This is a genomic window from Wolbachia endosymbiont (group B) of Parapoynx stratiotata (assembly GCF_947250635.1).
Classification (GTDB): domain Bacteria; phylum Pseudomonadota; class Alphaproteobacteria; order Rickettsiales; family Anaplasmataceae; genus Wolbachia.
The window spans coordinates 1,168,465-1,181,500 of sequence record NZ_OX366335.1; the positions used below are offsets into that span (position 1 = coordinate 1,168,465).

The 13,036-nt window shown below is 33.8% G+C and carries 11 protein-coding genes; 3 read left to right on the forward strand and 8 right to left on the reverse strand.

Features of this window, described 5'->3' with window-relative positions:
- Window positions 1-12: 12 nt before the first annotated feature.
- Window positions 13-2,085 carry a heme lyase CcmF/NrfE family subunit gene (locus OOT12_RS05315; protein WP_458694288.1) on the reverse strand — a complete coding sequence of 691 codons (2,073 nt, stop codon included), beginning with the start codon at window positions 2,083-2,085 and terminating at the stop codon, window positions 13-15.
- 155 nt (window positions 2,086-2,240) lie between these two features.
- Here OOT12_RS05315 and OOT12_RS05320 point away from each other — a divergent pair, with 155 nt between their 5' ends.
- Window positions 2,241-3,500: a hypothetical protein gene (locus OOT12_RS05320; protein ID WP_264376491.1), complete on the forward strand. Its 1,260-nt coding sequence runs from the start codon at window positions 2,241-2,243 to the stop codon at window positions 3,498-3,500.
- A gap of 213 nt (window positions 3,501-3,713) precedes the next feature.
- On the opposite strand, the gene radC is transcribed toward OOT12_RS05320, so the two are convergent.
- Window positions 3,714-4,394, reverse strand: a complete 681-nt coding sequence (radC, locus tag OOT12_RS05325; protein WP_019078756.1) for a RadC family protein — start codon at window positions 4,392-4,394, stop codon at window positions 3,714-3,716.
- 88 nt (window positions 4,395-4,482) lie between these two features.
- Here radC and OOT12_RS05330 point away from each other — a divergent pair, with 88 nt between their 5' ends.
- On the forward strand, window positions 4,483-4,629 hold the full coding sequence (locus tag OOT12_RS05330) for a hypothetical protein (protein WP_264685246.1): 147 nt from the start codon (window positions 4,483-4,485) through the stop codon (window positions 4,627-4,629).
- Window positions 4,630-4,944: 315 nt separating this feature from the next.
- The gene (locus tag OOT12_RS05335) at window positions 4,945-6,051 is read left to right on the forward strand and encodes a D-alanyl-D-alanine carboxypeptidase family protein (protein WP_264374668.1); all 1,107 of its coding nucleotides are present in this window, start codon (window positions 4,945-4,947) and stop codon (window positions 6,049-6,051) included.
- A 32-nt stretch (window positions 6,052-6,083) separates the two neighbouring features.
- Here OOT12_RS05335 and OOT12_RS05340 read toward each other — a convergent pair whose 3' ends face one another.
- The 6 genes from OOT12_RS05340 to OOT12_RS05365 form a co-directional block, all read right to left on the reverse strand.
- On the reverse strand, window positions 6,084-7,424 hold the full coding sequence (locus OOT12_RS05340) for a DNA recombination protein RmuC (RefSeq protein ID WP_264374667.1): 1,341 nt from the start codon (window positions 7,422-7,424) through the stop codon (window positions 6,084-6,086).
- Between the two features lie 273 nt (window positions 7,425-7,697).
- Window positions 7,698-8,858 carry a porin gene (locus tag OOT12_RS05345; RefSeq protein ID WP_264374666.1) on the reverse strand — a complete coding sequence of 387 codons (1,161 nt, stop codon included), beginning with the start codon at window positions 8,856-8,858 and terminating at the stop codon, window positions 7,698-7,700.
- Window positions 8,859-8,958: 100 nt separating this feature from the next.
- Window positions 8,959-9,762, reverse strand: a complete 804-nt coding sequence (locus tag OOT12_RS05350) for a hypothetical protein (protein ID WP_264376492.1) — start codon at window positions 9,760-9,762, stop codon at window positions 8,959-8,961.
- A 172-nt stretch (window positions 9,763-9,934) separates the two neighbouring features.
- Window positions 9,935-10,606, reverse strand: a complete 672-nt coding sequence (locus tag OOT12_RS05355; RefSeq protein WP_264376493.1) for a hypothetical protein — start codon at window positions 10,604-10,606, stop codon at window positions 9,935-9,937.
- Window positions 10,607-10,898: 292 nt separating this feature from the next.
- A complete protein-coding gene (gene ltrA / locus OOT12_RS05360; protein WP_264374663.1) occupies window positions 10,899-12,143 on the reverse strand; it encodes a group II intron reverse transcriptase/maturase in 1,245 nt (414 codons plus the stop codon).
- 534 nt (window positions 12,144-12,677) lie between these two features.
- Window positions 12,678-12,866, reverse strand: a complete 189-nt coding sequence (locus OOT12_RS05365; protein ID WP_264377249.1) for a hypothetical protein — start codon at window positions 12,864-12,866, stop codon at window positions 12,678-12,680.
- Window positions 12,867-13,036 lie beyond the last annotated feature (170 nt).

The window sequence follows — 13,036 nt, forward strand, 5'->3', positions numbered from 1 at the left end:
AAAATGCAAACTTTATGATACTGAAGGAACTACTTTTTTGCTAGAAGGCAAAGCAGCAAGGAGCGAACCAAAAGCAATAAGAAAGGATCCAAGCCAGATTATAGACATTCCAGGTTTATAGTGCACTTTAGCTGCGATTTTGCTCTTACTCTTATCAATCTCTCCAATTACAACATAAATATCAGAAAATAAATTGTGGTAGATACTGCTTTCAACATTTTTCTGACCTTCCGCAAGGTAAAATCTATATTCAGGAGTTACATCACCTATTACCTTACTATTAAGCAAATTCCTGATATCCATTGTACCCCTCACTGCATGGAAATTTTTTTCTTTTATTAGCTCAATATTTCGTAAAGTAACTTTAAATTTATTGACTGTTATGCTGTCTCCTATTCCCAAGTAGTTTTCTTTTTTCTCCTGCCAACCAACTGAATAAGATATACCAAGCACTAGAATTGCCACTCCAGCATGAGCAAGCATCATTGCATAGTAGGACTTAGAAACTCTTCTTGCGAGTAAAATTGATTCACCAAACGCTACCTTAAACAAACAAATTCTTTTACTATATGCTTCTAAAACAAAGATTAATAATGCTATGGAGATGGTAATTGATAGCACAATCATTAGCTCCATGTAAAAGATAAACGGCAAAATAGCTGCAGCACTACAAAATGAAAATCTATATTCACGGAATATTGGCAATAGACTATTTCCCTGCCAACTGCAGTATTGCCCTATCATGGTGAGCACTAGAATAGCTAGTGCAATAGAGTTAAATAAAGAATTGTAATATGGTGCTCCAACTGAAATTAATTCACCGGTTAAATACTCAAGCACTGTAGGGTATAAAGTGCCAACGAACACGATGAAAAAGGCAGTGATGAATAATAAATTGTTCATCAGCATCATCGTAAGGCGTGAAAAGAATCTTCTACCCTCTGTCACTTGAGTAGCAGATTTCTTTTCAGATTCCAATATCGAATACTGGAAAGATGTGTGATTCTTTCTCGTAAACACTACAAATATTACTAAGCTACTGACTGTAATTACACCAAGTAGAGCTAATATATACAGTCCATATCTTGGGTCATCTGCAAACGTGTGCACTGAGGTAAGTATTCCTGAGCGGACTAGAAATGTTCCAGTCACACTCAATATAAAAGTTGTGAGCGTAAGTAAAATAGTAAAGTTCCTTAAAGTATTGAAATTTCGTACAACGAGCAACAAATGTGTCAGCGCCACTGCAATTAGCCACGGCATCAAAGAAACGTTTTCCACTGGATCCCAGAACCAAAATCCACCCCAACCGAGTTCACGATATGCCCACCAGCTACCCAAGCTGATGCCCAAAGTGAGCAGCGACCAAGAAATAAGTACCCAAGGCCTGACAATTTTAGCCCAAACATTTCCTTCAGTATTTGCAATTAATCCAGCTATAGAGAGCGAAAAAGGAACGCTAAATCCAAGGTACCCCAAATATAATATCGGTGGATGAATAGCAAGGCCTATATCCTGCAATATCGGATTAAAACCCAGTCCATCTGTTTCAATGCCTGGCATTTTAGTGAAGGGGCTGGATTCAAGTAAAGTGAACAGTAAAAAACAAAAGCAAATCAAGCCTTGGGTGATAAGAGATATTTTTTTTAATTTACTACTATTAGTTCGTTCTGGTGTCATGCAAGTAGCTGACACTGGAATCCAGTTTTTATTACACTGCCATTTGATGTACTCATTTGCAATTAAATTCCAGTGTCTGGGCACTGGGATGACAGAAGGTATATAAATATCCATTAGTAATAAATACATGACAAGCACTAAGGTCCAAAGCAACATAGACCCTTCTTTATTTCCCCAAACACCACAAATCTTATAGATTAAAGGTTTTGTTGTGTGTGAGTGGTAATATACGTTTTCAAGTGAGAAATCATTTTTAATGTGGCAGTAGATCAAAATAGCCATTGATGCTGACACACAAAAAAATATGGCAGAGGAGACGAATCGGTAAGAACTAAACGGTAGAAACAAATACGTTAAAGATAACAAACAGGCTACCAATAACAATATATTCCCAAATTCAGGCATAAGATTCATATAATGATATTACTAATAATAAATTGGGAGTTAAAGTTTTAATATAGGAACAAAGTTAATCTTCAATTATATTAATAGTAAGTAAAAATTAAGCATTAAGCTTTTATACTTTATATTATATAACATTAATATTGTGAGGTAATATTATGGGCACAACTAAGATTAGTGAATTTCTATTCAATATAAAAGGTAAAGTGGCAAAACAACATGCTGAACCAATAATTGAAAAAAATCTCTATACTATTTTAGGATTCAAAGATGTAGAAGATTTAGAACATAAGACAAGTAAGTCCGTTAACAAAAAAATTTGGCAGCTATTTATTGATTGCTTTACAAAGGAAATAGATTATGTAGCAACTAAGCAAGTTGTAAAAAACGTTGTTTGTAATATTGCCAAAAGTGCCCAAGGGAATGCTTTTACTGAAGCTGAAAGCTTAATCTTAAACGAAAAACAAGATAATAAAAAGAGAGAAAGAGCGATTAAAAAAGCTACTAGTATTTTAAAAAAAATCAATCCAGAAAAAGCCTTCAATGAACTTTCAGTAATAAAAAAACAAGCCGAAGATTTTTTACAAACCGATTTTTATAAGGCGCAGAGCAAACCACTGCCAGGATTTGCTACATCTGGTGCACAGCTTTTTGCGGAAACTTTGAAATATATAGAAACACTAGAAAAATTATCAGAAGTTAAAAAGGAAGATTTAACTAAGAGTTTCCTATTAAATTATATTAGTTCACTGAACAAAAAGTATCCTAAATCACAAGGTAAAAGGGAAGATGCTATACGAATACTATCAAGCGATGAGTTGAAGAATTTTTACAATAAATGTATAGAAGAAGGAATGTTACAACCAATGGTATCTTATAAAGAATGCAAAAACCTATTTGATAAAATGAACCAGGCGAAGAATGAATCCAAAAGTATAATTGGAAGAAAAGAACAGGAAGGAAACTTGGAGAAAATAGATAAGTCGATAGTCAGTGCAATTAATGACATAAAAAAACATAGAGAAGCAATCCTTAACTGTAAAGATTTTCAAAGTTCTTACATAAAAGAGAAAAAAGAACATCCATTTAGAGGTACCTCATGTCAAAAAATGATTGATATATATCAAGAGAGAATTGCTGGATATCAGGAAAAAATTCGTCAAAACCTAAACCAAATAAGAGCAATATTAAAAGATACGCCGCAAGATGTGGAAGAATTTAAGGAAATAATCAATTGTGTGCATGAAGCAGAGCAGTATGATGAAATTTTTGATTCGGCTTTAATTTGTTTACCGAACATACAGAATAAGCTAGATATTCAACCAGAAAATCCCCTAACAGAACTCAGAGCTTCACAAATTAACGTTGAAATTGAGCTAACTAGGCTCTGTGAACAAAATATTAGAGTAAGCATGTGAGTGCTTCAACAAAATTCAAAAACCAATAAAGACCTCATAAGTCTTATCAAAACAGGAGATTTCTAATAGTGGCAAATACCATGTATTTCTTTCAATTTGCCACTACCTAAATCACACATTGTCTTCCAGAAGGAAAATTTTTGTTCCACTGGCAACCACCTCATGTATAGCTTTACTTTCATAATAAGAAAAATGGCAAAAGCAATTTTAGATCTACTCTAATAAAAGCCTATTTTCCTTGAAACTAAAATAGCTACTAAATGTGATAATAATATGATCTATTAATTCTATTCCTATGCTTTTGCAAGCTTCTGCAAGCTGTCTAGTGAGAAACATATCGCTACTTGAAGGCTGTATATCTCCACTTGGGTGATTGTGGGATATTACAATCGATGTTGAGCCAATCAAAAGAGCGCGTCTTATGATCTCTCTAACGTAAATAGGAGTTTGATCTACTGTACCAAAGTTCTGCAGATCTTCCGCTATTAGACGATATCTTTTATTCATATAGATGACGCGAAAATTTTCTTTATTAAGGCTTCCTATACTTACTTTTAAATAATCAAGCAAATTTTCCCAGTTATTGATTATAGGTAGGTCCTTTATTTCTTCTCGTGCAGAACGAACAAAAGCCTGTTTCACACAAAAGATAGCAGATATGGCTGCATTATTAACTCCTTCAATATTTTGCAGTGCTTCTAAATCGGCATTAAAAACTTTATTTAAACTGCCCAAATTTTCTATCAAACTCTTTGCTACTGGCTTTACATCGATTCTACTATATGCTGAATATAAAATGTGTTCTAAAATCTCATAATCAAGCAATGATTGTCCGTTATCTAAAATAATTCTCTCTCTTAGGCGCTTTCTATGACCTTTTTTGTAATCTTTCATTATTCATGAATTGCTTATCTCTTATAATAAGAAATTGAATTTTTAAGTAAAATATTTAATAAAACACATGAAGCATAATTGTAAATTTTTGAAGACAGCAAATGAAAGTAGCCCCTCTATTGTCATCTCCTGCTCCCTCCTTCTTGTCATTCAAGTAGCCTCTATCCCAGTGGGCTTTGTTGCAAATATTAATAAATTTACCAAGCGAAAAAAAGGCAAAAAAATCCCCATGTAACGAGTTTAATAATGTAAATTGGCGCTGTAATAATGTGCTAACGCTTAAAATAAGCGCGTTTTGGCTGAATGTAGAAAAAATAAAAAAGACATGCAGCCGCTATAATTTTTATGTAATTTGCCAATAAATATCTGAGTTTTTTACTGAATTTTTGTTGTTGAACCCGCGCGGATCGAAAACAAGGATAAATACTCTTATTGTCATAATAAGGGGGCTGGCGCAGTTTGTCAAGGAAGTTTTATGCGAGAGATCTATTGAAATGCTCGTGCAAAATCATACTATTAATTAGTACACTATAAATTTAAAATTATAAATATGTTAAGCAAATTAGTAACTTTGCTATTAATTTTTATACTCCCTTTTAATTCGTACTCATATCAGTTTAGAACTAAAGCAAAGCAAGCAGTTGTTTTAGATTTAGCTTCAGACTCTTTCATTTTTGACCATAATTCCAGTGAAAAAATGGCCCCATCTTCAATGAGTAAGTTAATGACTTTATATGTAGCTTTTGACTATCTAAAAGCTGGAATAATAAAAATGGAAGATAAATTTCGAGTAAGTAGAAAAGCATGGGAAAGGAAAGGCTCTTCTATGTTTTTGAAAGAAGGTCAATTTGTTACGGTAAAAGAATTACTTGAAGGAGTTACAATCGCCTCAGGTAATGATGCATGCATAGTGCTAGCCGAGGGTATTGCAGGATCGGAAGAGAATTTTGTTGCTGAAATGAATGAAGTTGCACAAGATTTAAATCTTAATGATAGTCATTTTGTTAACTCAAGCGGTTGGCCAGATGAAAACCATTTTATGAGCGCAAAAGACTTGGTAACACTGGCAAAAAGGATTTTTACTGATTTTCCTGAATACTATGATCTATTCTCTGAACAATATTTGACATATAACGATATTGTACAAAAAAATAAAAATCTTTTACTTTTCCATGATATTGGAGTTGATGGTCTAAAGACAGGTCATACAAGTGCTGGTGGTTATGGCATTATAGCATCTGCAAAACGGAACGATAGGAGAATTTTTGCTGTTGTGAATGGTTTGGACACCGAGAAAGAGCGAATAGAGGAAGCAAAAAGACTAATACAATATTCCTTAAATCATTTTAATACCAAGAAAATATTTGCTAAGGATAGCGTAGTTGAAGAAATAAATATTGTTTATGGAAAAGATAAAAAAGTGCCCGTTACAGTTGCAAACGATGTTACCATAACTTATAACCGCAGATTACATGATAAAATTAAAGTGCGTATTGAGTATAAAGATATGGTACCCGCACCAATTAAAAAAGGTCAAGAAGTGGGCAAAATTTTTGTAGAAATACCTGGTACTGAGCAACAAACTATACCTGTTTATGCAGCAAATGATGTGCAGGAATTGAGCTACATAAAAAAAATTTTTAGAAAGTTGTTTTAATCAGCAAATGTAAGTTAAGTAGACCTGAAATACTAATCTACTTTCAACCCCTCAGCATGTAAACTGCGTGGTAAAGATTCCAACTCTTTTGCAGCAGTGAGTTCTTTATTTTTTGCATGTATACCAAGCTTATTGAATTCTCGAGCAGCGGGAAATACTCTTGCCTCAAGCGAGCCAGCAGTTTTATTGTAATGGTCGACAGCGCTTTTTAAGCTCCTGCGTAAATTGTCAAAGTTTTCGCCCATTGTGCAGATTCGCTCATATAAAATATGGCCTAGTTTACTTATTTTCTTTGCATTTTCTGCTATCACCTCTTGCTTCCATCCATAGGCTACTGCCCTAAGCAGCGCAATTAAAGTTATCGGTGTTGCAATAATAACTTTTTTTTCTATTCCAATTTCTATCAAAGCTGGTTCACACTCCAGTGCTGCGCTGAAAACTCCTTCTCCTGTTAAGAAAAGTACTACAAGTTCTGGCGTATTTTCAAACTGATTCCAATATTCCTTTCTGCCTAGATCGTTTATATGTTTTTTTATTGCCAGAGAATGATTCTTCAATTTTTCCCTTTGTATCTGCAAATCATTTTGCGACATAGCATCCATATAAGAATCAAGTGGTACTTTAGCATCTATTATTATTTGCTTTCCTGATGGCATTTTTATTATCAAATCAGGACGCAACAAATTGTCCTCATTTTTATCAATTACTGAGGCTTGAGTCAAAAAATCGCAATATTCAATCATTCCCGCCATTTCTACTACTCTTTTTAGCTGCATTTCACCCCATTTTCCCCTAATGTGAGGCTTCCTCAGGGCGTTAGCAAGGCTAGAAGTTTGACTCATTAATGCTCCAATTTGCTCCCTTAAACCTTCATAGGCCCCTACCCTCTCCTTCTCTAGGTCACGTATTTCACTATCGAATTTTTCTAACTTTTCTTTTATTGGAGTGACAACTTCGTTGATCGTTGCTTGCCTTTTTTTGAAATCACTTTCTGTTTCTTTTAGTTTACTATCGATTACTTCCTTCGCTAAATTCAGAAAATTATTGTTGTTTACCTGCAAAGCATCAAGAGAAAGCGCTTTAAAAGTATTTGTAAGCCTCTCCTCTGCTTTTGTCAGTAATTCTATTTCCTTTTTCTTTTCCTCACGCTCTTTTTGTAGAATTACTTCAAGCTCTGCTTTTTTGACTTTCAACCCAACTATCTCTTCATCCTTATTCAGTAAAGTTCGCTTTGCCTCTTGAAGCTCACGCTCTAATTTAAGTTCAAGATTTGCTTTCTCCTCACTTAGCTTTCTATTCTTTTTTACGACGAAAAAGAGAAATAACAGTAAAAAAAGAAAATTTAACCCGAGAACTATAGAATTGAGAAGCATCAGAATACAGAAAAAACCGCACTCACAATACTATCTAATTTTTCTATATATAAAAAAGAAAAAAGAGAATCAAATGAGGTACTCTTTTGTGAAGGATTTGGTTTACTAATTAATAATCGCCTACACTTGGATTAGTGACATAATGTCTTTTTATTAAAAATCTTATATAATAGTTATTTTTATCATATCAAATAGCACATATATTAACAACTCGATTTTACTCTCATTGCTTACTATTTACCACATTACAACACTTACAAACCGGTTATTTCATTAAAAACTTAGCTTCAGCCCAGCCAAAAGCACATACCCGGAGTTATTACTTTCGATTTCAGGTTCTTTGGTACTAAATTTTACAATATCGAAGTAGTATGAAGTGCCAAGAGCTAATGGATATTCAAGACTGAAAGCCTGTGATGTTAATTCGTTTGTACCTTTGCCTACAATATCCCTGCTACTACTAAAATATGTTAAGCTCACTTTACGAGAATCAGAATGATAAGCAACACCTGCATTTATATAATTCATATTACTTGTTTCAGGACTACGTTTCTCACCAGATTTACCGCCATTACCGTACGAAAAAATGCAATCAAGTTCAAAAAGTTTTAGCTTCAAGCCAAAATTCCAGTGTAGCAATTGATTACGGCATTTATAATTTTCAGAAGTACCATCCGAGCAATCAGTTAAATTTTCTCTTGCAAACTCACCAGTAAAAGCAGTAGTAAAATTTATTTCATCTGATAAGCCATTTTTATAGGAAAGACCAGCGGCTATTAGATTGTTATATTGCAAATTATTTTTTCCTGGAACATAACTGAGTCCAAGTTGAAAGTTATAGATTTCAGGAGAAAGATAGTTTATCGTTGGTTGTTTTAACTTCAGCTCTAGTCCATTATAGTCGCTGTAAATATTGGGTTTTACCCAAAATACCTCATCTTTATCATACCCAGGATCATTATCTTTTTTTTCATTACCGCGCAAATTTGAGTAATTTGTCCAATGACCATTTATTCCTCCGGCAGCTGTGTAAATTTTTGAAGTGTTAATTAACATACTCTGACTAACTAAACTTCCTTTACCATATTCAATTGATCCAAATTCCTGGTTCTTTATGATAAAATACCACTTCTCCATTTCTAACTTTTCTATGTCTAGTGCCTTTAAGTTTGCAATACCAGAAACTCCTACCTTAACATTAAACCCCATTTGTGTATTTGGATAAACTTGCTGCAAATAAAGAAAGCGCAGGTCTGAATAGCTTGAGGTCTTGTCTTTTGTAGAGCTAAAAGAATCTCTGTTGAAAGCGTAGCCAAATCTTAAATCTATTTTTCCATCTAGTTCTGCATAAAATATCTCCTTATCTAGAATTACCCTAGCGTTAGCACTCCCTACCACGAATAATAATGAAAATAGTGTGATCAGTAACCTCATAGGCAAGCTTAAATTTTTAATATAAGCTTAACAGAAATAAAAAACAATCCTTATATTGTGTAGAACTTAGATACTACAAAGCAATTAATGACAAAAGCGTTTAAGCATTCTTCACACTATGTTTTTGAATTATATTTCCATAAATAATTGATATACTTGATAGTTTTCGCTTTAATAACTGCTTGTTAATGGAAGAATGTATACGATTAACTATTTTAGATGTGTTATTTGCATCACAGTTCATCAAAATAAAAAGTACCTTATTCTCATCAATACATCCTAGAAAATCATCACTACGGCAATTTTTATAAAAATGCTCTATGATCACACTCAATGCATTGTTTGTCTCATTCAATTTACTATTAAAACCTATTATCCCTATAACTGCATTAATTTGATATTCAAAGGCAAAATTCAATACAACATATAACTCCAAAATAGTAGACTCATTGTCTGGTATATCAAACAAGTTGTGTTTTTTATATTTCTTACCCATCAGATATTTATCCCTAAACATTGCTAGCTTATGAAACAGGCTAATGTCACGTATCAATAGCTCATAATTAATCTTGCTATTAGTAAATTGCGTGGTGCGAAAAACTTTTACCTTTGTTTTTATATCTTCTCCTTTAGCATCAATTAGAGAAAAGCCTATCACTTTTGGCAATATATCGGGTAAATCGCGCCCATCTTCAGTATACTCCAAATAGCTTTTCATATCTTCAGCTGCTCTTTTACTTAAAATATTGATTAACGGCTTATTAAGTAAATTCCCTTCCTCACATTTTAATAAATTCCTTGCAGCTTGATTGAGTCCCGAGATTAATACGTTCTTTTTCTCATTATCCTGACAAACAGATATCACAGCATCATCTTTCCTTCTTGCAGTTATAAAATCTTCCATATCTTCTCACATATAACGTATTTATAAGTATAATAAGATTGTATTAAAATTCATTTACCCATTAATATACTTGATAAAGCATAGACAAATCGTCATGTTGCTGCATGTTCTAAGTCATGATAAAGGAAGCAAAATTATAAATATAATTTTGCTTGTTCTCTTTATACCTTCACTACAACAACTTATTTTGCTGTATTGGATTAGATGGTTGAATATAACCTAAACTACTGTAACACGATTCTTCGTATGAAGGTAGTAGTTCCTCAAGCGGTGCTGAAGGTTGTACTTTTTCATAATTGTCAGAAGGAAAATTGTCTAATTCTTTATTATTAGTTGCCTTATCCATACATTTTATTGGTTGCTCTATATAGTCTTGTATTTCTTTTGTAAAACTATGATTTAGATAACAACTTGTTAAGTAAGCTACACCTGCTACTGTTAGTGCTAATGCTGCAAAAACTAAAGGTGAAGCTCCTATACACCTAAAAACCTTTACTTTATACATACTCATATGAGCAGGTGGATCAATGGTTGTTGCTAAAAAAATAAAAAAACCAAGTGAAAAAAATATTAACACGCAAATTCCACCCAATGAACAAGATCCTAACGCTACTTCTTTTAATGATTCTTCGTTTTTCTTTTTACTATTAAGGCTTCGATACATTTTATTAACGTTAGTATTGCTAATATAATCTTCTAGTTCTTTTAAAATTTTAGTCTTTAACTCTTCAATCTCATTATCTATTGACGAATAGTATTTTTTATACCGCTGCTTCAATTGAACGTCTAATACTGATTTACCACCATTTAGAAGATTTAAAATGTCTTTTTTTGCATAACTCAATCTCCTGAAAAATTTTAGAATCGTTTTGTTCTTTTATATCTTGATCCATTTTAGCCTGTAGTTTTTGACCAAAATCTTTAAATACAGTTCTGCAAGAAAGGTATTTTAATATAATAGGTAAAGCCAGCTCATTTCCCTTACTAAGCAAAGATAAAAGCTTCAAAGCGAAAGAATTAAGGTACTGCTTCTCTTGGTAGAATTAAGGTGAAATCTTGGAGAGTAGAACGGCGGAACTTCCCCAGCCAGTCTCTCGCAAAACTGTACGTAAATCTCTCGATTTATACAGCTTCCATTATTCAGCCTTTTGACCTAACCCTACTGTCCAGTGGTAGAAAGTCTTTGGATTCTCTTCTTTTATTTTTCCTAGAAGTTGCCTTGCTAGTCTTTTTCCAAGTTTCGGATATTTCTTTCTTGTCCACTTTTCTAGATGTTGCTCTACATTGTTAAGAGGTTTATACACCTCCGATTGGTAAAACCTGCCATAGTACTGATACCAGCCTCTGACTATTGGATTTACTTTCTTTGATATCTCCTCTAATGTTATGTGTGTTTTTCGTAGTATTTTCCATGACCTTATGGTTGTAGTAATCTTTTTCTTAACCTTATTGCTAATTGCTGGAAGAAATGCAACGAAATATTTCCCTATCTTGCTCTTTGCTTTTCTAGGTCTAAAAGTATATCCTAGGTAATCAAAGCTTTGTGTAGGAAACATATTCTTCCTGTTGCCATCCTTACAATACACAATTTGTGTTTTATCAGGATGTAACTTTAGCTTATATTTAGCTAATCTTTCTTTGATCATTACTCTCATAAATTCTGCCTGTTTTTGCGTCTTGCAGTGCACTATTGCATCATCTACATACCTCTCAAATGGTACTGTAGGGTAGTTCTGTTTCATCCATATATCAAATACGTGATGCATGAATATATTCGAAATGATTGGGCTAACTGAACCTCCTTGCGGAACTCCCTTTTCCCTAACTACCTTACTGCCATCTTCTAGCTGAATAGCGGCTTTCATCCACCTTTCAACATACAGTATGATCCATTTGCAGTTTGTATGCTTCTTGATAGCTTGCAATGCCAACTCGTGATCCAAATTGTCGAAAAACCCGGATATATCTAGATCTATCGTCCAATCATACCTCCAGCATCTTTTCCTTGCAGTATCTACCGCATCCAGTGCTGATTTATTTGGTCTATAACCATATGAATCTTCATGGAATTTTGGCTCTACTAGCAGCTCAAGATACATAGAAGCAGCCGTTTGCCCTATCCTGTCGAATACTGAAGGAACACCTAAAATTCTTTGTCCCCCTCCCGTATCTTTCGGTATTGCTACAGCTTTTACAGGCTCTGGAAAATAACTTCCTGATGACATCCGATTCCATAGTTTGTACAGATTATCCTTCAGGTTCTCTTCAAACTTTGTTATCGATACCTCATCCACACCAGCCGCACCTTTATTTTTCGATACTTGTTTATAAGCCCTCCAAATAAGTTGCTTTGGTATATCAAAAGACTTTGTTTTATTCATTAACTCCTCCCTTTCGGTTGATACATAATTAAAACTGAATAACTCAGCTCCTTCGCTCCCTTTCCATTACAGAAACTTCTTCACTACTACAAGCTGATCCGCCCCTGTTCTTCGCATCGGTACTCTCATCCTTGAAGTTTAGCTTCTTGGATTTCTCCCTTGTCATCGAAACGACAGGTTCCCGCAGTTCTACACAATAGCCTATAATAGTTTCACGCCACCTATATGCCGGACGCCACCTACCCAGTAAGCAAGTTCCTTGTAGATCTATCCCAGGAGAGATGGGAGCTCCTGGTTTTGACGTCGTCTCAGCCCTTTCGACACTTCATCAGTGGTTCATTTTCATTCGCCTCTCTATTTCGTACATGACACGTATTTGTGCCTTTTCCATAACGCTCACTACCTTGACTCTTTATCAAAGCAGCTTATGGTTGTTTAAAGCCTGCTCTTGCAAGCCGACTTTGAGGGACCTTCCCTCATCTATTGTGCAGCTTAAGCACTTAGTTTGCTCATTTCTGATCATTCTTTGTGTCTCTACGGCACACACCATCCTTGGCAAACTAATTTTATTGAAGAATCTTTAAACCCTTTTGTACCAAATTTTAATGAAGCAAAAAATTCTTCTAATTCTTCAAAAGGACAACTATTTTTCTCTAATTTTACTTTTATAATATTGCTTGATATTGTAACTCCACTAACCGTTTTATAAATGTAGCTTAACACTATTTTAATAATTTATCAAGAAAGTTTAATTATTAATTATAATATTTAATAAAATAAATAGACTCTTTTACATTTCATCTGCAAGAATCTTTTCCTTAGTTTGTAAATAAAGATTTTCTGAATCTAATTGCCGCAGGTTACGTTTAGTAATATAATCTCATATTAAATAA